The sequence below is a fragment of the Telluribacter sp. genome (assembly GCF_035998675.1).
In the GTDB taxonomy this organism is placed as follows: domain Bacteria; phylum Bacteroidota; class Bacteroidia; order Cytophagales; family Spirosomataceae; genus Telluribacter.
On sequence record NZ_DASYHI010000021.1, the window covers coordinates 1 to 23,258 of the forward strand.

Genomic DNA, 23,258 nt, shown 5'->3' on the forward strand with positions numbered 1-23,258 from the left:
AAAGTAGAACGAACTTTCGCTTGGATGAACTGGTCGAGACGCCTCAGTAAAGACTATGAATGTGGCGTTAAATCACACGAAGCATTCGTCTATTTGTCAAGCATCAACCGAATGATTAAGCATTTTTAAACAGGTTCTTAACAATTAACCGGTAATGATTTCCTTTAATATTGAAAACTAAACGGCTTCCTTCTAAAATACTGGCAGATGGAAATTGCTCCTTTATCTGATTAGGGGATTTCCAGTCAGCCTGTTCGGCTTCATGGTACCAGGCTTTGAGTTGCTGTTCACTATCAGCGTGCTTTTCCCAAAATTCCCGTAACGTGCGCTTTGCTATTATTCTCACCCTTTGCTGATAATCAACTCAAATCTAATTAAAAAAGTTACCATTATGGTAACCAAGGTAAAAGTATTTTATTATGAAGAATATCAAATAGTCACTCCACCTGACTCTCCAGCCCAATCGCTTTACCCTGCAAGTACTTTTCGGCTTCCGGCAGGATTTCACAGTTGTCCCAGATTCCGGTCAGGAGGGTCTGCGCGTAGGAGTTGGGTAGCTGATTATCCAGCATGAGTTGGTGGGCCGTGTGATTGTCGTAGGTGAAGGCTTGAAAAGTGTAGGTAAAGTGGTCTTCGGTGTCATTAAGTAGCAGGTACCAAACGCGGGGGGTACCGTCGTTGGCGGGCATGCCAATCACTCCGGCGTTGAGCCAATATCTGCCTTCCTTTACATCGGCAAAAGGAATACCGGCGTGGCCCGCTAAAACTACCGTGGCACCCGTCGCCCGAAAGGTCTGCTGCTTTACCGACCAGGGGGTTGATTTGAAAATAAACTCAGAAATGTGGTCGGCTGAACCATGGACCACCGCCACGGTTTCTCCCGCATACTGAAAAGTAAGGTGGAGCGGCAAGGTACTAAACCACTGCCTTGACTCATCAGACAGCGAGTTGACCGCGTAAGGGAACCAGGTACGGGAAAACAGGTCGCAGCGACCACCTTCGGTGAAGTTACAGCCACAGTCGTCCTGGCCCGCGATGATATTCTGCTCTACATTGCCCTGAATGCAGTGTATCCCCCACTCCTTTACAAGCTGAACGCACGCCTCCGGCTGGGCGCAATACCCGACTATATCACCCGTACAGATAATCTGCTGGGGAGGAATTTGGTGAAGCTCCGCTATCTGTTTCAGTTCTTCCAGCGCCTGTAGGTTGGAGTAAGGACCGCCAAAAACCAGGAGTTTACCGCTGAGATTGCCCAGGTACCTGGTGGTGGCTGAGGGATTATCCATGAGAATTTTTTCTAAATAGAGTACTTGCAAAGTAAACCATAAAACAGAAGCCGGTAGTAATCAGGTTCACGCTGAGCAAAGAACTGTACTTGCCTTCGGTAAATAGCAGGTAGCCGGGTAGGGGTAGAAAAGTTAACAGCCCACCCAGCACCAGTCCGCCCAGTACGGACAAATGAAAGGCCAGGCGGGGTACTTCTTTTTTCCAGAATAAGAATACTGGCGCCAACCCCAGCACCAGCGTTCCGCTAATGGTCGTGGCCGAAAGGATAGCCGGATCAAAAAAAACGGGAATAGTACCCAATACCGTCAACACGACCATAGCCCATCGCCCCATTGACACCTTGGGTACTTCCGCTTTACTTAAATCAACACTGACTAGCTTAGAAAAAGAAGCCAGGGAAGAATCCAACGTAGAGGAGGCTGACGTGACCATAATCAGGTTCATGAGCAGCAGCATGGGCGCGCCGAAGTACCGGGCGGCCGCTACCGGCGCCTCCCCTTCCAGTCCCTGCAACCGGGCAAAAATGCCGACAAAACTAAAAAAAATGATACACAACGCCCCAACCGCTCCGGCCCATAGGTACGACTTTAGGGTAGTACCGGTATCGGAAATAAACCCCCGGTCGGTCAGGACCGGGTCGTGAAAAGGATAGCTGAAACACTGGATAACCGCCACCAGTAGCAGGTCCAGGCCCTGCCCCAGTTCCCAGCTCCCGCTGGTCAGGAAAGGCTTAAAACTACCTCCCGATTCGGGCAGCATAAAACCCAGAATGACCGTAAGCAGTACCACAAACAGAACCATCTGAATCACATCGGTCATAATGGAACTACTCATGCCGCCTTTGAGGGTATAGGCCAGCGTCAGCAAGGTAAAAACTACGATGGCGGCGTAGTAGTTTACAGTACCCGTAGCGCCAAAGTAGGTACCAATGACGATGGTATTGGACCAGACCTCGTTGTAAAGCCGGATGATGATCAGGAAGGTGAATACCACGACGGCGCTCCGCCCAAATTTAGACTCCAGAAAATGGTGGATACTGCGGTAGCCGCCCTTGTTCCGCAGCTGAACCAGGACAAAGCCCGCTACCACAAAGGACAGATAGTAGCCCGCATAGGCCACGCCCCCCACCAACCCGAAGCTTTGCCCCAGGTTGGCGGCATTGGTGATGGATTTGGCAAAGAGCCAGGAGATCACCAGACTGCTCGTCAGGAACAAAGTATTGGGGGAGCGCTCCCTGCGGTCGCCTTTAAAGAACTCGGAGGCGGTTCGGGCCAGCGGTGACAGCAGGTACAACCCCAGGCTGGATGCCACGACCAGTACCCACTGAATTACGGTAATCGTCATGCGAGGCCCGTCAGTTTACATCCCACCATACGGGTACATTCACGCTGTTGTTCTGGGTTTGATCGGCCGCTTTTTTGAACTGCTCCCCGTTGAGGGCGCTTTCGCTGTTGGGGTACGGCATCCTGATGGGAATAAGGCCGTTGTTCAGGCTGGCCGAAATGGTTTTCAGGCGGGGAAAGCCGGTCCTACGGTACTCAATCCAGCCTTCGTAACCGTTGTTCAGGTTGGCCAGCCACTTCTGTGTCAGGATCTGCTCCACCGGGTTTTGTCCGTTCTTGCCGTAGGCTACTTTCTCGCTGGTCAGGTAGTTGGCCGGTAGTGGGGTGCGCCAGTAGTCGTAGGCCTGGGAGATGCCTTTCTCGTACCACTCTTTTGCCGAGGCGGTCACCAAACCCCGCTCAGCGGCTTCGGCCAGCCAGAAGCCGGTTTCCCAGGCGGTCATATAGTTGGCGTACAGTTTGTCCGATTCTTCTCTGAACACGGTCCCCGTCAGCGAATAGTCCGCTACGGAAATAGAGAGTTTGGAGGCATCCGGCCCGTTCAGCAGTCCTTTGTAAGTACCCGGTTGGGCGGAGGTAGGGCGGAAATAGGTTTTTACCCGCGGGTCGTTCAGCCCGGCAAGTACCTCCTCGATGGTCTTGGACATGATGAACAGATTATAGTCACCCACCCGGGCAGTAGCCATCCGGAAGTTATTGGGCTGGGTAGCCGTAAATTTAAAAACGGCATTGTCTGCATTGGTCTTTATAAAATTCCCCTCATCCAGTACCTTTTGCAGTCGGCTCTTTACATCTACTTTCCCCGAAATCCGCATCAGGTACTTAATTTTCAGCGAATTGGCAAAAAGTACCCACTTGTTCCGGTTGCCGTTGTACAGGATATCTCCTTCCAGCGGAGTAGCGCCTTTGTAATTGGCAATAGAAGCAATGCCTTTATCCAGGTTATCCAGTATCCCACCGGCAGCGGTATAAATGGCTTCCTGTGCATCATAGACGGGAGAGATCACACCGCCTTTTCCCTGCAGGGCTTCGCTGTAAGGTACATTGCCGTAAATATCTGTTAGCGCGGCGGCCATGTAGGCTTTCATGATCAGCGCCGGCCCTTCGTACACCGCAAAAGCCGGATTGGCCCGGGACTTCTGCAGGAGTATCTCATTGTCGCGCAGATTGGCGTAAATAAAGGGCCAGGGGTTGCCACCGTACTGCGGCTCGGTAAGGCTGTGGCGGTCGAAGAGGTTGAAGTCAATGGCGGTAAAGTACTGCCCCAGCAGGTTGCCCGCCACAAACGCCTCGTACGACATCTGCTCTCCGTAGTCAAATAAGACCTTCCTAAACAACAGCGACGGCTGTACATCTACCGGTGCGTTGGGATTGGTATTAATTTCCTTAAAGCCTTCGGTACAACTTTGAAACAGGCCAATCAGTATTATCAGAAGCGCCTTTTTATATATCTTTTTCATTTTTAATATTTGTTTACCACAGCGTTAAAGGAGTTTTTTCTCTGAGTTTCATAGCGTAAAGCTTACCTCTATGTACTCTGTGCTTTACCTCTTTTCAAATCTGTGGTTTAAATTATAATAGTCCAGATTAAAAATTAACACTCAGCTTCACCCCTATATTCCGACTGGTCGGGTAGGTCATATCCTCTACCCCGCTCTGAAGCTGCTGCCCCTGAAAGGAAGTCTGCTCCGGGTCGAAGTGGGGAATCTCCGAGATGGCCAGCAGGTTCCGGCCCACCAGCGCGATGGTGAGTCGCTGCATACGCAGCTTCTGAAGAAATCCCACCGTTTCCGGCACGGTATAGCCAAGGCTCATTTCCCGCAGCTTTACGTACGAAGCCCCATACACATTGTTTTCTTCGTGGTTTCGGTCGTAGTACATGCGGTAGTAGGTCTCGGCCGGTATGGCCCGGGTGTTGGGCTGGTAACTGGGATTTTCTTTGGTCCCTGTATTTACTACCCCTTTGGCAACGATACCCGCTTCGGGCCGGTCGGCCGTTTCGATCAACTGACCCGCCACGGCCGCCAGTGACAGCGTGCGCGACACCAGGACCCCCCCCTGCCGCCAGTCGAGCAGGAAGCCCAGGTTCCAGTTCTTCACGCTCAACTGGTTGTACAGCCCCACCATAAAGTCAGGATTGTAGTTACCCAGCTTTTTAAGCGTATTATCCACCACGTACTGTCCGTTGGTACCTACCACAAATTCGCCCTGCGCGTTGCGCAGGTACCCGGTTCCCCACATGTCACCCAGGCGATCGCCTTCGCGTACCTGGTACCATACCGTCTGGTTTACGTTGTCGTAGACCCGGTTGTACCCTAGGGTCAGGGTACCGGCCTCGTCGGGCAGCGATACGACCGTGTTGCGGTAACGACTGAAATTCAGGCTGAGGTTCCATTTTACATCCCGGGTCCGGATGGCCGCATAATTCACCACGGCTTCCTGACCTCTTGACCGCACCGCCCCACCGTTAATGACCCGCTCGCCGTAGCCCGTCGAAATGGCAATGGGCAGGGACAGGATCTGGTTGCTGGTGAGGGCGTCGAAGTAGGTAAAATCAAATCCCAGCCGGTCGTCAAAAAAGCGAAGGTCCGCCCCTACCTCCACCGAGGTAGTCGACTCGGGTTTCAGGTTGGCGTTGGCAATGGTGTTTTGATCACTAAAGGTAGGTTGTGAAAAAACGGGCGTTTTGGCGTTGAATACGCCGGAGGTCTGGTAAGGACTGGTATCGTTGCCCACATTGGCAATACTACTTCTCAGCTTGGCAAAGGAGATGGCGTAGGGAAGGTCAAACTGGTTGGAAATAACCCAACTGGCCGAAACCGAGGGATAAAAGAATGAAGTATTGGCCGTAGAAGTAGGGGTAGCCAGCGCGCTGGACCAGTCGTTGCGACCGGTGATGTCTACAAACAGGATGTCTTTGAAACCCAGCTTGGCTATGGCGTACAGGCTGTTGATACGCTTGCTGGCCTCCTGCTGGTATACCTCCACCGGCGAGGCGGCGTTGGTGAGTTTAAATACTCCCGGCTGCGCCAGCGACAGCGCCTGGTACTGATCAAAGGAGGCCTGCTGGTCCATGCGGTTGCCCCCGGCCGACAAGTCAAGGGAGAAATTCCCGAAGCTTTGGTTGTAGTTCAGCAGGAAATCGGTATTGACTTCCCGGAAGAGGATCTCATTCTCGGCGTAGGCTCCGTTGCGAAATCGGTTGCTGCTGTACGCCCGCCGGAACTCCCGCGCCTCGGTGGAGTAGTCCATCCCGCTGCGCACCATCAGCTGCAGGTGGTCCGTCAGGTCGGCGGTCACGGCCAGGTTCCCGATGAGACGGTCGCGGTTAAAGGAGTTACGGTTTTCGTACAGGGTAAAGTAGGGATTGTCGAAATAGGTATAGTTGTAGGAATAATGCTGTACACCTTCCAGCCCCGGCTGCCAGTACTGCTTCATGGGGTTTACGTCGGTCTGACGGCCCAGCCAGGCACTCAGGGCGTAGTTGATATTCTCAGAGCCGTACTTGGTAGCGGGCCGGTTGTCGCTGTTGGAGTTGATGTAGTTGATGGACGAACTTACCTTCAGCCACTTCACCGGTTCAAACAACAGCCGCGCCGCCAGGGTCTTGCGCTTCAGATTCACGCCCGGTATGGTCGACTCGCTGTTCAAGTCGGTGTAGGAAAGGCGGTAGCTGCCCCTGGCGTAGCCCCCCGAAATAGCCAGGTTGTTAATAGCCGTCCGCCCGGTTTCGTAAAAGTTTTTCAGGTTGTCGGGGTAAGACACAAATGGTGTTGGCGTAATGGGAAGCCCGCCGTGTACATAAATATCGCCCCCGCGGACGGTGCGGCCGTCGGGTAGCTGTACCGGACTGTCGTACTGCTGAATCAGCAGCCCCGCGTCCATGCGCGGGCCGTAACTGTACGAAATATTGTCGTTGATACCCGCCCCGAGGCCGTTAACGTACTTAAATGCCCCGCTATTCCCCTGCCCGTAAATATTCTGAAAGCGGGGTAGCTGAAAAGGCCTTTCGGCGAAAAAGGTACTGTTAAAACTGATGCCCAGGCCTTCACTCCTGGCCCCGGCCCGCTGGGAGCCGTCTTTGGTATTGATGAGGATAACCCCGTTGGAAGCACGGGTACCGTACAGCGCCGCCGCCCCCGGACCTTTCAGAACAGAGACCGAGGCGATATCGTCGGGATTAATTTCCATGGCTCCGTTTCCAAAATCAATCTCCTGAAAGCCGTTGGCGTCGTCGTTCACGACATTGACCAGCGTGGAGTTGTTGATGGGAATGCCGTCTACGACAAAAAGAGGATTATTATTGGTGAAGGACGACTCGCCCCGAATGGTAATTCTGGAAGATGACCCTACGCCCGTCGAGCCGCCGGTTATTGTGACGCCCGCAACTTTTCCGGCCAGATTATCCAGAAAATTGGGCGCCTTTACTTCGCTGATTTGCCGACCTTCCACCTTTTGGATAGCGTAGCCCAGGTTTTTGGAGTTTCGCTCCAATCCCAGCGCCGTCACAACCACCTCATTGAGTGAGATCCCTTCCACCAGCAGTACCGTCAGTTCGTCCTGTCCGGTGTAGGGTACTTCCTGCGTGCGGTAGCCAATGTAGGAGAAGACCACTACATCGTTTTTACTGAGATTGGAAAGAGAAAATCTTCCGTCCGCATCAGTGAGCGTACCCGTCTGGGTACTCCTGACCTGAACACTGACCCCCTCGATGGGTTGTTCGGATGATTTGTCTTTGACCAGACCGGTTAAGGACTGCGCGTAGACGTGAAATTGAACAAAAGCAAGGATAACAGATAGTAATTTTAGCCGCATGCAGATGAGTTTTATAAAGTGAAAGGTAGCCTAAAATGTGATTTAAGGGGATATACGACAGATTTTCCGGCCTGGATTACCGACTCAATCCGAGATACTACCATTTGTAGAGGCTTTTGGTTTTAAACTTCTACAATTACACCCACTCTACTTCTTTATTCTCCAGCGTTACCACCACTCCTTTTACGTTTGGCTGCCCCATGTCCTGGTAGGCTTTCACCAACCGGCGCATTTGTCGGCTGGCGCTCTCGTTCCCGGCTCCGGCCACAAAGTTGGCCAATACGCAGGTACCATCGGCCAGGGTTACGGCTCGGTCAGCGCAGAGCATGCGGCCGCCCGGCAGCAGTAGTTCACGCCGAAGCAGCACCGTGGCACCGGGGTCAAAACAAGGCTGCAGGGACTGCAAACCAAGTACTTCTTCGAGCGAGCGGCGCAGGTACTCGGCATCAACCGACTCAATGATTCCCTCGCTAGAAAGCTTGCGAAGTACCGCGGGTAGTTCCTCCGTTGTCTGCAGGTACGAGAGCGCGTGCCTCATTTTCTGCAGCCAGTCGTTCTTTTTTTCGAAAGTTTCGGTATCAAAGATCCGGTCGGCCAGACGCCGCAGGCGTAGTGACTTGGTGCGGTCGGTACTGATGATCCGGCCGAGGCGGTGGGTTACCGCTCCGTTACTGTTGTGGGCGTGGCGGCACTCGCCGTTCCCCTCCGACAGTACGTACACCGACTGTTCCTCCCGCCAGCCCGGTTCGGCGTCGGGGCGGTTGAGGTAGCTGTACAGCCAGTAGCTTACCCGGCTTTTGGCCCGGCTGCTGTTCCAGTCTTTTTCGCGTTGGGCCAGTATGTACATCCGCTGCACCGGACGGGTAAAGGCCACGTACAACAAATTCAGGTTTTCCAGCAGCGTGCGGGTACTTTCCTCCTGACTTTGTCCGGCCAACGGGGTATGATCCAGTTCTCTGACCACCGACACCACCGAGCTTAGCAATCGCTTCGGGAGGTTTTCTTCGGCTTCTCCCTCCAGTACCAACGCCAATTCTTCATGTTCCAGCCGTTCCAGATCCACCCACAACCTGTCAAGGAGCGGGTTGGGCTTAAAGCCCCAGTTGGCGTAGGGAATGATCACCACCGGGTACTCCAGCCCCTTGGAGCGGTGGATGGTCGTGATCCGCAGGGCGTCGGCGTTGGCCGGAATGGTAATGGACAGCTTGTTTTTGGCCCCATCCCAGTAGGCAAGGAAATCGCCGAGGTGGTTGCTGCGGCGGGTACCAAACTCGAGTACCACGTCCAGAAAACGGAACAGGTACTCGGCATCCAGGCCCGAATCAAAAAGGCTGAAGGCCGTGATCAGTTGTTCGCACAATTCATACACACTCAGCTGCCGCAGGCGAAAAGCGCTCAGCTCCACGCCCTGCTCCCTGAAATAGTCCAGAAAAGAAACCAGACCTTTTTCCGGGCACATCGCCCGGATCTGTTCCTGCTGACTAGCCGAGGGCGACCTGCGGTCCAGGACCCGGTGAAACAGGTAGGCCGCTTCGTAGCGGGCCAGTTTATTATCAGACGTATGAAGTACCTGCATGAAGGCCACCAGCAGATTGACCGGACGGGCGTACGCCAGCGACAGCGAGTCTTCTGAAATAAGCGGGTACCCCTGCTCCCTGAGGGCGTTGGCCAGGTTGGCCGCTTCCTTTTTTTTCCGGCACAGAATGGCAATATCGCGCCAATGGTAGCCGGTACGGCGCAGCTCTTCTACCTGTTCCAGGGTACGGCGGGTCATGGCGTCCTGCTCCCGGGTACTATCGGTCGCGCTGTCCTCTTCGTCCTGCATGTCTACAAACTCCAGCTGCACGTGTCCGCCCGTTTTTACTTCGGATAATATTTTTTGTTTAAATTCCTCATCAAATACCGCATGGACCATCGGCTCCTCCTCCCCTACCAGCTGCGCCAGAAAGCCAAAGAAACCGTTGTTAAACTCCGTGACTTCGCGGTAGCTCCGGCGATTTTCGCGCAGCGTTGACTTACTGAGGTAGTGGTCCAGGCCGATGAGCCGCTCCTCGTTGAACGGATTATCGCCCAGCAGGGAGGCCAGCTCCATCGCCTGGTTCTGCGACAGGTGCAGGATCAGGTCCATATCGCCACCCCGAAATCGGTAGATGGACTGCTTTGCATCGCCCACGATCAGGTTCATGTACCCGGAAGCCAGGGCGTTGTCGATGAGGGGCAGCAGGTTGGCGAACTGGAGCTTGGAAGTATCCTGAAACTCATCCACCAGAATATGGTTGTACTTCTCGCCCAACCGTTCAAAAATGAAAGGTACCGGCTCGCGCGCCACGATTTCCATCACGCGCCGGTTAAATTCCGAGATATGTACCTGGTTGTTCTGCCGGAGCAGCGAGTCAAACTCCTTCCGGATCTCGCCCAGCAGCGACAGGTTGTAGAGGTGCTTTTCGAGCTGCTTAAACAGGAAGTACTGCTCACGGTGTTGCAGCTGGTACTTCTGAATGCACAAAAACAGCTCTTCCAGCTTCCCTTTTATTTCGTCAATTTTGGCCTGGGTACCTTTGGATGCCTTGCTACCGTACCATTTGTTATCGTCCAGATTCTTAATGACCGTAGCCGAAGCGTCGGCTTTTTTGGGGTCCCACCAATCAATATTTTCTTCTTCGTCCGGATTAAATTTATTGAAATGCCCGATCAGTCCGCGGGTACCTCCGGCAAAATCACCGGCCTCCAGCCCGTATTTCTGGACCAGGTGGATGGCTTCGCGCGCCATGGTTTTACAATAGCCATCCGCCACGATCGCATCCATGGAGTTTTTCAGCTGTTTCCGGATGGCTACCCAGTCTTTCATAGACAAATTGGTAACCTTCTGCATGGCCAGGTAGCTCTTTTCGTTTAGCAGGTCACCGGCGGCTTCCCGTATCTGGGCGGGCAGACTACCCCAGCTTTTGCCGTCTTCGGCGCTTTCGCGGTAGTAGGTTTCGACAATCTTCGTCAGCGTCTCCTCCCCTTCCTGCCCGATGCGCGCCAGTAGCCGGTCCACCGCCGACGCCAGATGGTCGCTGTCGACCTGGGTTTCAAAGCCAAACGGGATCCCCAGCTCGTCGGTAAAGCTGCTTACCAGCCGCTGCGTAAACTTGTCGATGGTCATAACCGAGAAGTCGGAGTAGCGGTGCAGCAGCTTTACAAATACCTTCTGCGCCCGCAGCGATATCAACTCACAAGCCCCCTCAAAGGTACCTTCACCACTTTGTATGGTGTCCCCGTACAGTTCCGTCACAATATCCCGCATCATCGGGTGCTGGCGTCCTTCCTCCGTCCCGAAAAGCCGCAGCATGCTCAGGATCCGGTCCTTCATTTCGTTGGCGGCGGCGTTGGTAAAGGTAACGGCCAGTATATGACGGAAATAGGTTTCACTGTTGCTGTGCAGGGCCAGCTTGAGGTACTCCTTCGTGAGGGTGTAGGTTTTGCCCGACCCGGCGGATGAACTATAAATCTTGAACACGGAGAATCTATGGTTGGGTGGTACGAATGGTTAAAGGTAAGCCTATTTGGGAGGATTTGGAAGGGGGGTGAGGTAGAAAAGGCAGGCAATAACACAATGGTACCTTTCTATATCATTGATAAATAACGGTCATTTCAGGTCCTTTACGAATTTTACAAGGGGCTTACTCCCATTTGAAGAAATCCTGACACATACAGCTCCAACTGGTTAGCGTACCAATAACAAATATTTGTAGATTATGAAAAGGACGTAGGTTCTGGAAACTATTCAGGATGAACCCGAAGACTGTTCGGTAGAAGAACACATGGAACGACTACTGGTACTGCAAAAGGTTGAAAAAAGCCAGCAAAAAATAGTAGCCGGTTGTTCCCTCTCCGATAAGGGGTGCATCTTTATCGTAAAAAATAAGGGAATAGTAAAAACAAGAAGTGTTAGTTATAAATCAAAGGCATAATTTTTTCCTACTATCATTCAATCAAACCAGGACAATCCTTTTTCAGAAGCGGAGAAGGTGGTAAATTCCATCCGACCAAAACAGTCAAAAGGCCATCCATATAAATTGTCTGACCACTACCAATGACTAATCCTGACTACCAGCCCGAGGGCGATATGCGATCCAATACCCAGCGTAGTGCCCTCCGGCCAGTATCAGTGCCTGAATCCGTATCGGGCCAGAATCAATACTCTTTTTTAGCCGGTGGGGGTGAAATGGGCACCCTGACTCGTCAGCACGACTGGGCTAACACTTCCTTAGGCACACCGGACCAGTGGCCTTACAGCCTGCGCGTTTCGGTTAGCAATTTGCTCCGTGCCAGCATGCCTATGCTGGTATTGTGGGGAGAGGATCACCTCTGCTTTTACAACGATGCTGTCATTCCCAGTCTGGGGCCGGAAAATCACCCTGCACTGGGCAAACCAGCCCGGGAAGTATGGGGGAAAGGCTGGGACTTTGTGGGGCCCCTGCTGGAAAAGGTGCTACTAACAGGGGAACCAGTATCCAATCAGGATGCCCCCGTGACCTTCCACCGCCACGGCCAGATCGAAGAGGCCTACTGGACTTTTTCGTACAGTCAGGTGCTGAACGACGAAGGTACACCTGGAGGGGTACTGGTCTCTTGTCTGGAAACGACCGAGACCGTAAGGGCTCGTCGGGATCTTGAAGAAAGTCAGCAACAGCTACTATACCTTTTTGAGCAGTCGCTGGTAGGTATTGCCTTCCTGGAGGGAGATGATCTTGTCTTCCAAATGGCCAATCTGTTCTATGGCCAGCTGGTGGACCGGTCTCCGGAGCAACTCCTGGGCAAGCCCCTGCAGGAGGCCCTGCCCGAACTGGCCGCACAGGGTTTTGAAGCCCTGCTCCTGAATATACTAGCGACTGGTGTTCCCTATATGGTCAACGAGGTTGAGGTAGAACTCATCCGGAACAACCAGCCTGAAACTATCTATGTTGATTTGACCTATCAGCCACGGCGGGAAACGGCCCATGGTCCCGTCAAGGGTATCCTGGTAGTGGCCACTGAAGTGACCCAGCAAGTGCAGTCTCGTCAGGCACTGAACGCCGAGCAAACCCGGCTCAACACGATCTTACGGGAAATACCGGTTGGTATTCTGATTGCCAATCCGAATGGCGAGCTGATCTACGGGAATCCACAGGTGGAGCAGATCTTCCGTCATCCTTTTCGGGTCAGTAAAGATATTGAAGCCTATAAAAATTGGGCTTTGTATGACCCCCAGACCGGCGAACCGTTTCCATTGGAAGCCATGCCGATGGTTCGGACCCTGTTCCATGGGGAAACCGTAGTCGGGGTGGAGATGAAACTCATGCGAGGGGATGGCAGCTGGGGCTACGCCAGTGTCAATACCGTACCCATTTATGACGAACAGGGGCAAATACTGTATGGGGTTTCTGCCTTTGTTGATATTACTGAGCGCAAGCAGACCGAAGAGGCCCTTCGCCTGAGCGAAGGACGGCTACGGGCCGTACTGGAAAGCATTTCCGATGCCCTGTACATTGGTGGGTTGGAAGGCATTACGCTCGTCAATCAGGCGGCCCTTGACCAGCTTGGCTTCACCACTCCTGAGGAGCTCAACCGGCACATTGGTACACTGGCCGAAGAGATTCAGACCCGCGACTGGCAAACCGGCGAGTTTATTCCGGTCGAACGTCAGGCTTTTGCCCTTGCTCTGGGCGGCGAACACGTTGTGCAGGATGTACGGGTCCGGCACCGCCTCAGTGGAGAAGAACGGGTGGTTCGTTGCGCCGCTTCACCCGTGGTAGTGGAGGGTAAGGTGGTGGCAGCAGTGGCCATCAACAGCGACGTATCCAGGCAACGGCAAGCCGAAGAAGCTTTGCGCCAGAGCGAAGAACGCTATCGCCAGCTGTCCAAAGAGCTGGAAAATAGAGTGCAGGCCCGTACAAATGAACTACAAATTGCCAACCTGGATCTAAAACGTTCAAATGCTAATCTACAGCAATTCGCTTACGTAGCCAGCCATGATTTACAGGAACCTCTGCGCAAGATTCAATCGTTTAGTACCCTTTTACAAAAGAAACATAGAACTGAGTTGGGGGCTCAGGGAATAGATATGTTAGGGCGTATCGTGCAAGCTGGTGAGCGAATGTCTATCCTGATTGAGGACCTGCTGATTTACTCCCGTATAGAGACCCGTCAGCAGGCATTGGGTCTGGTGTCGTTGAACAAGGTTATTACTAAGGCGTTACATACCCTGGATTGGCAGATTGAAGAACGAAAGGCCCACATTGAAGTGCCAGATTTACCTGCCATTCATGGCAATGAGTCCCAGCTAGTCCAACTCTTCCAGAATTTGCTTTCCAATGCCATTAAGTTTACCCGGCAGGGGGAAGCTCCTCAAATAGTGCTATCCTGTACCGACCATGAACGGCGTGAATTGCCTATGGAAATGGTAAAAAATAGTACGGCAACCCACTTCCGGCACATCAGCATTCGGGATCAGGGCATAGGGTTTGATACTAAGTACCTGGACCGCATTTTTCAGGTTTTCCAACGGCTACACGGCAAAAATGAGTTTCCAGGAACGGGTGTGGGGCTGGCCATTTGTCAGCGGGTAGTAGAGAACCATGGGGGCAGTATTACGGCCAGTAGCGAACCCGGAAAAGGAGCCACCTTCTCTATTTACCTCCCAATGTGACGATACCTACATAATGGAAGATTTTGTCAGGTGCTTTACAGTCTGACAAGCTGGGTGGCACCGCCCCCCCCGTTAGCCAGGAAGAAATACTCCTCAACTTATAAAGCTGGTCGAAGAGTTAAAAAAGAAAGGGGTAAACTTGAAATCTCTTGCAGAGTTTACCGATACTTGTATAGCTACCGGTAGTCTGGTCTTCCAGTTCAGGTTTATCCTGGCAGAGCAGGAATGCAACATCATTAGGGACCGGACCGGCTGCCGGATTGGCATCTGCCCAATACCCGTCAGCAGCCGGTCCATGGCTGAAAGTGGTCGCTGTTGACCTGGGTTTCGAAGCCAAACGGAATACCTCTGGGTAAACTGCTTAGCTGTCGCTGTGTAAACTTATCGATGGGCATAACCGAATAGTCAACGCTGGGCGGCTGTGGAACGCGGCAATTCAGGCACAATCGGCCCGAGCAGGAGTTTGAGTTGGTTTCGGCTAAGGCATTATACCGGACTTACGCTGCTCCATTACTGCAGGCGGATATTGGCAAATTCTGACCATACAGCTAATCCACCCGCGACTAGTGGTGTACCCGTCAAATCCATTCCAAAGCGTGATAATGACATTTCATTGACCATTTTAGACTATCCATTAAGGCAGACTAGAGTTAGATAAAATGGTAGTGGTATACTTGTCGGCTAAATTAACTTAAACCGTCATGTATAAACCTACTATTACTACCCGCCTTACCGAAACCTACAACGTTTTTTACCCCTTTGCATCGGCCGGAATGGCCTTTGCCGGTACCACACCCGACCTGGCTATTGCCGTATGCAAAGCCGGTGGGATAGGCGCTATTGCTATGGGACCACTCCCCGCGGAGGCCGTCCGATTTCTAATTCGTGAGGTAAAAAAAGCCACGGATCGCCCCTTCCACGTCAACTTCATCACGTTCCTGACCGATGAGGAAAAGATCAGGGTGTGCGTAGAGGAGCAGGTACCCATTGTGTCTTTTCACTGGGGACATCCTCCCAAAGCGTACATTGATAGGCTACACCAAGCAGGCATAAAAGTATGGGAACAGGTAGGCTCGGTAGCCGATGCCCGTAAAGCGGTCGAGGAAGGCATTGACCTGATTATTGCGCAGGGAGCCGAAGCCGGAGGTCACAACTACGGTACCCTGCCCACCTTCGTATTGGTACCTGAGGTGGTGGAAGCTGTAAAGCCCACGCCTGTACTGGCGGCGGGTGGTATCAGCACGGGCCAACAGGTAGCAGCCGCTCTTTGCCTGGGTGCCGTTGGCGTATGGGTGGGTACCCGCCTGCTGGCCAGCCACGAGGCATTTATTCATCCTGATTACAAAAGTCGCCTGACTCAAGCCACCGGAACCGATACCTGTCTGACTTCCATCTTCGGACCGGAAATGGTTGACTTCAATCCAATGCGTGTCCTGAAAAACGGAGTAATCAGGGAGTTCCAGGGCAAGGAACATCTGGTACCTGCTACTACCGAGAACGAACCCGTAATTGGTAAAACGTCCCTGTTCGGACAGGAACAGGCGCTGAAACGCTTTTCCAGCTTTGTCCCTATGCCGACCACCGAAGGCAACCTGGAAGAGATGGCCCTCCTGGCTGGGCAGGGTGTAGGGCTGGTACAGGATATCCAATCGATAGAAACCATCATTACGACCATGATGGAGGTAGCCGCCCAAACTATCTCCTCGATCACGGTAAAGCAAGGCGGTAGCTTCTAATGAATTATTCATTAATTCGACTTTCGTGCTAGTACTACTAACAGATAGCAATCGGTAAGTATATTAAAAAGGGACTCTTTGGAGTCCTTTTTTAATAGAAAAACAGATGTACGGCTTATGATATTAGCGTCTGCCTACCCGGCCTGATAGATCGTTTCGCCATTATTGGTGTTTTACTAACAACACTTTTAGCATTTACCTCTTTGGAGCACTTTCCAGTTCCCCATAAGTCCTTATTAAAATTAGTTTTTTTTAACTATCAATCCCGCTTCCGGATAAGCCCTTCCTGCACTACGGAGGCCACGAGTTGGCCGTCCTGCGTGAAGACATTGCCCCGCGTAAAACCCCGGGCATTGGAGGCGCTGGGGCTATCGAGGGCATAGAGCAGCCACTCGTCTATGCGGAACGTCCGGTGAAACCACATGGCGTGGTCGAGGCTGGCCAGGAATAGTTCGTTGGGTTTGACCTGTTCCCAGTGCGGGAGCGTTGCGGTGGTCAGCAGGTTATAGTCGGAGGCATAGGCCAGGATAGCCTGGTGCAGCCGGATGTCGTCGGGCAGGGTACCTTTGGATTTTATCCAGACGTGACGGAAGGGAGGGTACCCTTTACCGGATAACGGATTTAGTTTTTCGACGGGGCGAAATTCCAGCGGACGGGGAAAGGTCAGACTGCGGTATATTTCGGGGGCGGCGTCTTTGAATACTTCAGCCAATTTTTCGTCCGACTCCAGCGTATCCGGCATAGGTACGTTGGGCATACTGATTTGGTGCTCCAGGCCTTCCTGCACCGATTGAAACGAAGCGCCCATACTGAAAATGGCGGCACCTTTCTGAATAGCAATTACGCGTCGGGTGGTAAAACTACCCCCATCGCGTATGCGGTCGACATCGTAAATAATGGGCTGATTGATATCTCCGGCCAGAATAAAGTAGGCGTGCATGGAGTGGACCAGGCGGCCTTCGGGTACGGTCTGGTAGCAGGCCTGCAGGGCCTGCGCCAGTACCTGTCCACCGAAAACCCGCTTCCAGGGCGCTTTATAGTTCTCGCCCCGGAATATATTCTCCTCAATTTTTTCGAGGGTGAGCAAATCGGTCAGTTCCCGGACATTATCCATGCGGTTTATCTTTTTTTGGGTAAGGTTGATGATGGTACCAGCTTTTAATTGGTCGTCAAGATAAGAACCTTCTCTGGTTTTCGCCAATCGTATAGACCGGAGTCAATGCCGAAAATAGAGATCCGGTACCTATGGCCCAGGTACCTGCTTGGCACTCTTTAAGTACCTGGACAGTCGTTAAAAACTGAAATGGGTAAAAGGTTCAGAGTCCTGAATCTTCGATTTAGCGGATGAACTATATATCTTGAACACAGGTACTCAATGATTGGGTGGAAAGGAAGGTTAATAATGCTGTTCCTGTGCGGTACCCGCAGCTCTCTCTTCCTACATGAGCTACGAGAAAGTCAGGAAAGTTAGGGACGAGATAGGTTATTTGTATAGTGCCAGATGTGGAGATGCTATTGGCGCTTTTTGGTAATAACAGAATAGTGGTATAACTTATCCAGGGGGTGTATTAAGTACTATTCTGAGGGTCGCTTTTTGAAATTGTAGATAAAACTGAGCATATAATAATTCCCCAGCGTATTCCTGGACACCTGCTCGACATAATTCAGAGTAGCCGTCTGGGTGACTCCTGTATCCCGGTTCAGCGCATTAATGGCTGATAACCTCAATTCCCCTTTACTATCCTTTAATATAGATCTGGAAAGGCCAAAATTTAGGATAGGTACGGCCCGGTCAAAACCAGTATTGGCATTTCTGAACTTGCTATAATCAAACTCAGCTGTAAAATCGAAATAGTTTAAAAAATGCAGCGTAACATCTGACATATAAGCAGTATTCACAAAATACTGACCCTGATTACTGTTTAGCTCATATTCTGAGCTGGTGGCTGATAGACGAGCTCGCAGACTCAGATCAATATAATCGTCATAGGTGAAGCTATAGCCCATATTCCCTCCGAAAGATTGCTGATTTATTGCTCCCATAACTCCATTCAACAAGTTGAGGCTTTTGCCCTGACGAAAGTAAGGTCCCAGGTTCAACCGGCTGTGATATTTTTTTACCGGCACCCCCAGAGTCAGACTGACCCCACCCTGATAGCTCTGAGGTACATTTATGTACTGAGTAGTTCGTACCTGTCTATCGTCAATAGTTACAGCTGCTACAATTGGGTTAGTTGTATAAGTATAGTTAACAAGACCTGATAAAAACAAGCCACTTTTCCTAATAAATGTATTGTAGGCCAGTCTTCCACGATGTGAATATTCAGGTCGAAGCTCTGGGTTGCCGATGTACAGGTTAAGCGGATCGTATCGCGATACTACGGGCTGGAGCTGGTTGATTGTTGGCTCTCTGACGGAAGTCGTATAATTAAGACTTATCCGGCTGGTCTTATTTAAACGAACATTTACGCGGGCTTCGGGTAGGATGTTTTGAAAGCTTCGTTTTACCAGGTCACCTTCCGATAGAATCCTGCGGGTTAGTACCGATTGTTGCATAGTAGTACCCATTGAGAAGGTAAATTTTTCTCCGGCAAGACGGTAAGACAGCCCTAGCTGCTGGTACAGAAAACCTGTGCTAAACCGGTTGCTTTGTTCGGTATTGAACAGAAGAGTTTCATTCTGAATATCATAAACAGCCAGGTCTGATTCGGAGGCCCGGTTTGTTATATTATAACTGGCTTGCAGGTATTGCTTCTTGCTGATAGGCTCCGTATAGGCAAAGCGCGATGAAAAATTCAGATTACTATTTTCCTGCTCATTTCGCTGATGGACTAGCTCTTCGTCCCCATCATTAAATCGGGTAAATGACTCTGAGCGTCCCAGAGCAGCTGCCTGATACGCTGATACCTGATTCGAAACCGTAAAGAGCCTGCCGGTTTTGCGGAAACGATGGCCATAAAATAAGTTAGCATTGAAGTTAAGGTTCTGATTACGGGTGTTGGCGGTTCGCTCCCCTGCGTTCACCAGGGTATCAGCCACAGAAAAGGACTGTCGGCTGCTGCGGTTGTAGTGGTCTGAATTTGATAAACTTAATGTAGTGTTTAGCCTGACATTATTCCTGGCACCTTTATGTTCTAACCCGGCAGTGGCATTATGCCTGCCTGTGGTGTGTTGTTGCCGACTATTCTCGAAGTAATCAGCCGTTCCTCCGGGCAGGAAGTTTTGCCGGGTCAGGTCCGTCAGCATAGTAGCATTGGTATAGTTGAGTCTGTAGCTGCCGTGAATACGGGTTATTCGGGAAAGTTGTCTGGAGAAGGTAGCACCTCCGGAGTGGGTGGTTGATATTCCTCCGGTTCCACCCCCACCCATACCGTCAGCTGAAAGTCCCTGATTGTTTACGTTGTTGCTCCTGGCTACTATAGCTAACTGGTTGCCATTCCCAAAACGGTTGTAATTGCCCTGGGCCATATACCGGCCAGAGGTACCTACCCCTGCCATGGCCTTTCCAAAGCCCATGTTGCGCCGGTCTTTTTTCAGCTGCAGATTAATTACTTTCTCCCGCTGTCCATCTTCAATACCCGAAAACTGCGCTTCCTCAGACTTGCCATCTATGACCTGTACCTTGTCAATGGCGTCGGCGGGTAGATTCCTGGTGGCCATTTCCAGATCCCCCCCAAAGAACTCCTTTCCGTCAACAAATATGCGGGTTACTTCCTCACCCTGCACCCGTATGCTTCCATCGCGCTCTACTTCTACCCCGGGTAGCTTTTTCAGAAGCTGTTCCACATTAGCATTGGCGCGCGTGCCGTATGAACCGGCATTATATTCAACGGTATCTTTTTTTACAACGATTGCTTCCAGCTGGCCCTTTACCGCTACTTCTGCCAATTGAATAGCATCCGGCTGGAGCACTATGGTGCCTACATGGAGTGTATCAGATGTGGAAGAGATGGATAAATTTTTGAAATAAGTGGTGTACCCCACAAAAGAGACTTTCAACAGATAGTCTCTTTTCTCACTAGTAATCAGGCTAAACTGTCCGGAAGTATCGGTAAGTGTGCTGGTAACCAGGGAGGAATCGGAGATTTGCAATAATAGTACCGTAGCAGCGGGTAGCCCACTGCTTTGCTCATCTGTTATTCTACCCTGAACAACAGGGCTTTGAGCAAAAGCTATCTGCTCTATTACCAACAGTAAGAATAACAACAGAATTTTCATTGCACCCCCCTTTCTTGCCCAATAGTTAGAAGTACTGTTCCTAAAATAACAATGCCCTGCGATAAAAGTACCGCAGGGCATTGTCTTGTTTTAAACAGCAACCCGTGGCGTTGCTCTGATTTATTAACGCTTAGTATTAACAATTCCCCTGATTAAAGGGCAAATTGTTTATAGCTTATGATTATCTGCCGCGTCGGAAATTCACGTTCTGAACAAGAACTTGACCACTTAAAATACCAACAACGATCTGATTATCATTGATGATATCTGCTTCCCGCAACAAGTTGTTCAGCACATTATCAATCTGAATATCAACAATCAAACCATTCAAGATCTCGATGTTAGCGTTATTAAGAACATTCTGAACATCTACCACATCAGTAACCGTAATATCGCCAATTGTAATAACATCCTGAATCGTAACATTCGTTAGCTGAATGTTGGCAGCAATAAGAGCGTTCTGAAGCGTAGTTAAATTACCTGCGACTTGTTCAGCCGTAGTGGTTTTCTTCTGAGCTTGAGCTACATTGCTAGTTCCTACCGCGAGGAACAGTGCAATCATTAACGATGCGAAAATCATTCTCACTTTTTTCATAACCTCTACCATTTTGTTTGTAAAAAATTAAAAAAATTAAATGTATCCATTAGTACATTACTACTTGGAATACACAGACACTAACAGCAGCCTAGGTTAAAGGTTCTAAAAAAAAGTATAATCAGGTAGTTATACTTAATCACCAGCCCGTAGTACTACTTAATTAAAAAGTCAACGCCAAGTACTTAGCCTAATCGCCTGACTTGTAAACAGTTAACAATGCTTGCCTTTCCATAAGCAATTGAAATATAACGACTTGAAGTACTTTAAATCCCTGTTTAAAATTGCTGAAAGTCGCGTAGGGAATCTTTCCTTAAATACTTACAAATAACCATATTGAAGTCCTGGCTTCTGGCTATTCAGTAATCGTTCACTATCTTCTTGCAAAGGCCACCAGTGGTTGCTCATTATTTTTCCTTACAGGTACTACCCATTACATTTCTGGAAGTAATCAACCTTGGTGCCAGGTGCCGCTGTTGGCTGGTTTTTCCTGCGAGGTACTCGCGGCTCCCTCCAGCATGTGCTAAAAGGAAGTTAGAAAAGTAAGAGATCAGTTATTTTTTTTCGTGCTTGATGGGCGGCATCTTTTATTTATATTGTAGGCAGCAATGTTGACAATGGCAAACCTTATCCTCTATAACTATTAACCATGCTAATTAAAATTACATATCTATTTATACCATTTATACTATATAGTTGCAATTCAAGCGATAAGCTTACAGAACAGAAAGATTCCAAATCCAAACTATCAATGGAAAAAGTATATGGAGAATATTATTATCCGGGTAATGAAATCTCATTAGACCTTACTCCTCCAAATAAATTCCTTCTAGGTAAGCAAGACTCCCATGGAGACGTTGTTGATATGAATATTTTTTCTGAGGGAACTTTCAACTTAGAAGATAATACAATTATTCTTTCTGACTCTACAACTCAAAAAAACATGCTGTTACAATGGCTTAATGAAGAAAAGTTAATAGCAATTAAAATAGACTCTGTAATGACCGGCCAAACTTTTTTGGTTTGGAATAAACTATATCCTAATGGAGGAGTAAAATATTCTGGAGGCTGGGAAAACGGCAAAAAGGAGGGTATCTGGCAATTTTATGATGAAAAGGGCCAATCGATTAACATGATACTCTATAGCAATGATAGTATTGTAGACAAAGACTTCAAGTATAAAGATTAGAAAAACTTTTATTTGTGGGTTTATCCGGACAGGTAAAATTTTACACCCTCTGCGGTGTCCGCACCCTTAGTTTACACCTCCCTCAGTCCCTACGGCAGCAGACCGTTCCTTAAAAAGTGCTCTTTACAACAAAATTCAGGCATCACTATCAAGAAAATAATACATTTGTAAAGGTGCTCGAAAAAGGTACTTCAACGGTCAGAAACCCCGCCTGCGGGTACCTAAACCCTGACCAGAAGCCGACAAAACAACAGGAGCAAGCGATAAGCAATGTCTGGTTTAGAACAGCTATACAGCAAGTACCGGTCCATAGTCGGCTACGGCCTACTGATGGGCGGGCTGATCTTTGCCCTGAAATGGCTCCAGTGGAAATTCCTGATTGAGGATACCTCCACCGAAATGTACACCGGCCTTATTGCCGTTTTCTTTACTCTGGTGGGAATTGCCGTAGCCTCTCAACTGACCAGGAGCCACATCAAGACCGTAGTAGTGGAGAAGGAAGTATTTCTTAACGCGCCGGAGGAATTTATCATCAACGAAGCCGAACTCAAAAAACTGGAGCTGACCAACCGGGAGTACGAGGTTTTGCAGCAACTGGCGCAGGGACACAGCAACGCTGAAATTGCCGAGAATCTATTTCTGTCTTTAAGTACCGTGAAAACGCACCTGTCTAACCTGTTTGTAAAAATGGAGGTAAAAAACCGGACGCAGGCGCTGGAAAAAGCCAAACGCCTGAAGATAACACCCTGAGCCACCCCCTACTTTAGGATGAATTGTACAGGATAGGCACAATTGGTACTTTAGTATGAAGGCGAAAAGCCCCCTCGAAACTAAGATTGTCAAAAAAACTAAACTCTATGCAACGTACTGTATCAACTTACGGATTAGTGCTGGGTACCATCCTGGCCGCCCAGATGGTCTACATGGTAAGCCTGGTGTATTCCAATCCTGATTTTGTGGGCAACGACCTGGTAGGCTATGCCGCCATGATCATCGTGTTTTCCCTGTCCTTCTTCGGCATCAGAAACTACCGCGACAAGCAACCCGGCGGTACCATATCGTTTGGAAGAGCTTTTAAAATGGGCGCTCTGATTGCACTGATAGGTTCTACTATGTACGTGGTGACCTGGCTGTTTTACTACTACCTGTTCGTCCCGGATTTTATGGACAAATACACGCTGCACGTCCTGACTACCGCCACCGAAGAGGGAGCCACCGCGGCCGAGCTGGCGGCCAAACAAAGCGAAATGGACCAGTATAAGGAACTATACAAAAGCCCGCTAATGGTAATCCTGATGACGTATGCGGAAGTACTTCCCGTAGGCCTGGTGGTGGCCTTAATTAGTGCATTATTTTTGAAGAAAAAACCAAACCTTCAAACTACTCCCCTTAATTAGTA

Annotated in this window: 14 protein-coding genes and 1 pseudogene; 6 read left to right on the forward strand and 9 right to left on the reverse strand. The window is 50.2% G+C overall.

The genetic code is table 11. From position 1 onward, the window contains the following. Window positions 1-115: 115 nt before the first annotated feature. The 6 genes from VGN67_RS18815 to VGN67_RS18840 all read right to left on the reverse strand — a co-directional run bounded on the left by VGN67_RS18815 (window position 116) and on the right by VGN67_RS18840 (window position 10,950). The gene (locus VGN67_RS18815; protein ID WP_327488432.1) at window positions 116-346 is read right to left on the reverse strand and encodes a type II toxin-antitoxin system HigB family toxin; all 231 of its coding nucleotides are present in this window, start codon (window positions 344-346) and stop codon (window positions 116-118) included. 91 nt (window positions 347-437) lie between these two features. Next, entirely contained in the window at window positions 438-1,289 is an 852-nt protein-coding gene (locus VGN67_RS18820) for a metallophosphoesterase family protein (protein ID WP_327488433.1), read from the reverse strand. Beyond that, the gene (locus tag VGN67_RS18825; RefSeq protein ID WP_327488434.1) at window positions 1,282-2,634 is read right to left on the reverse strand and encodes a sodium:solute symporter family transporter; all 1,353 of its coding nucleotides are present in this window, start codon (window positions 2,632-2,634) and stop codon (window positions 1,282-1,284) included. Before VGN67_RS18825 ends, VGN67_RS18820 begins: the two co-directional genes overlap by 8 nt. 10 nt (window positions 2,635-2,644) lie before the next feature. Continuing rightward, window positions 2,645-4,093 carry a SusD/RagB family nutrient-binding outer membrane lipoprotein gene (locus tag VGN67_RS18830; RefSeq protein WP_327488435.1) on the reverse strand — a complete coding sequence of 483 codons (1,449 nt, stop codon included), beginning with the start codon at window positions 4,091-4,093 and terminating at the stop codon, window positions 2,645-2,647. A 127-nt stretch (window positions 4,094-4,220) separates the two neighbouring features. Continuing rightward, window positions 4,221-7,448, reverse strand: a complete 3,228-nt coding sequence (locus tag VGN67_RS18835; RefSeq protein ID WP_327488436.1) for a SusC/RagA family TonB-linked outer membrane protein — start codon at window positions 7,446-7,448, stop codon at window positions 4,221-4,223. A 136-nt stretch (window positions 7,449-7,584) separates the two neighbouring features. After that, window positions 7,585-10,950 (reverse strand): UvrD-helicase domain-containing protein, encoded by a 3,366-nt coding sequence (locus VGN67_RS18840; RefSeq protein ID WP_327488437.1) that lies wholly within the window; start codon window positions 10,948-10,950, stop codon window positions 7,585-7,587. A gap of 576 nt (window positions 10,951-11,526) precedes the next feature. On the opposite strand from VGN67_RS18840, the gene VGN67_RS18845 reads away from it, so the two are divergent. The 3 genes and pseudogenes from VGN67_RS18845 to VGN67_RS18850 all read left to right on the forward strand — a co-directional run bounded on the left by VGN67_RS18845 (window position 11,527) and on the right by VGN67_RS18850 (window position 15,857). Next, window positions 11,527-14,121, forward strand: a complete 2,595-nt coding sequence (locus VGN67_RS18845; protein ID WP_327488438.1) for a PAS domain-containing protein — start codon at window positions 11,527-11,529, stop codon at window positions 14,119-14,121. Between the two features lie 91 nt (window positions 14,122-14,212). Next, window positions 14,213-14,440 (forward strand): annotated as a pseudogene (locus tag VGN67_RS24585) (recombinase family protein); the annotation flags it as partial. Between the two features lie 382 nt (window positions 14,441-14,822). After that, window positions 14,823-15,857, forward strand: coding sequence for a nitronate monooxygenase (locus VGN67_RS18850; protein WP_327488439.1), 1,035 nt, complete (start codon window positions 14,823-14,825; stop codon window positions 15,855-15,857). Window positions 15,858-16,116: 259 nt separating this feature from the next. Here the strand turns inward: VGN67_RS18850 and tesB are convergent, their stop codons facing one another. From tesB to VGN67_RS18865, 3 genes are all read right to left on the reverse strand, one after another. Next, window positions 16,117-16,971 (reverse strand): acyl-CoA thioesterase II, encoded by an 855-nt coding sequence (tesB, locus tag VGN67_RS18855; RefSeq protein ID WP_349256113.1) that lies wholly within the window; start codon window positions 16,969-16,971, stop codon window positions 16,117-16,119. 461 nt (window positions 16,972-17,432) lie between these two features. Further along, entirely contained in the window at window positions 17,433-20,075 is a 2,643-nt protein-coding gene (locus VGN67_RS18860) for an outer membrane beta-barrel protein (protein WP_327488441.1), read from the reverse strand. Window positions 20,076-20,256: 181 nt separating this feature from the next. After that, window positions 20,257-20,670 (reverse strand): hypothetical protein, encoded by a 414-nt coding sequence (locus tag VGN67_RS18865; RefSeq protein ID WP_327488442.1) that lies wholly within the window; start codon window positions 20,668-20,670, stop codon window positions 20,257-20,259. Between the two features lie 751 nt (window positions 20,671-21,421). On the opposite strand from VGN67_RS18865, the gene VGN67_RS18870 reads away from it, so the two are divergent. The 3 genes from VGN67_RS18870 (at window position 21,422) to VGN67_RS18880 (ending at window position 23,256) form a co-directional block, all read left to right on the forward strand. Further along, window positions 21,422-21,859: a hypothetical protein gene (locus tag VGN67_RS18870; protein ID WP_327488443.1), complete on the forward strand. Its 438-nt coding sequence runs from the start codon at window positions 21,422-21,424 to the stop codon at window positions 21,857-21,859. Between the two features lie 270 nt (window positions 21,860-22,129). Further along, window positions 22,130-22,609, forward strand: a complete 480-nt coding sequence (locus tag VGN67_RS18875; protein ID WP_327488444.1) for a response regulator transcription factor — start codon at window positions 22,130-22,132, stop codon at window positions 22,607-22,609. 107 nt (window positions 22,610-22,716) lie between these two features. Beyond that, entirely contained in the window at window positions 22,717-23,256 is a 540-nt protein-coding gene (locus VGN67_RS18880) for a DUF4199 domain-containing protein (RefSeq protein ID WP_327488445.1), read from the forward strand. Window positions 23,257-23,258 lie beyond the last annotated feature (2 nt).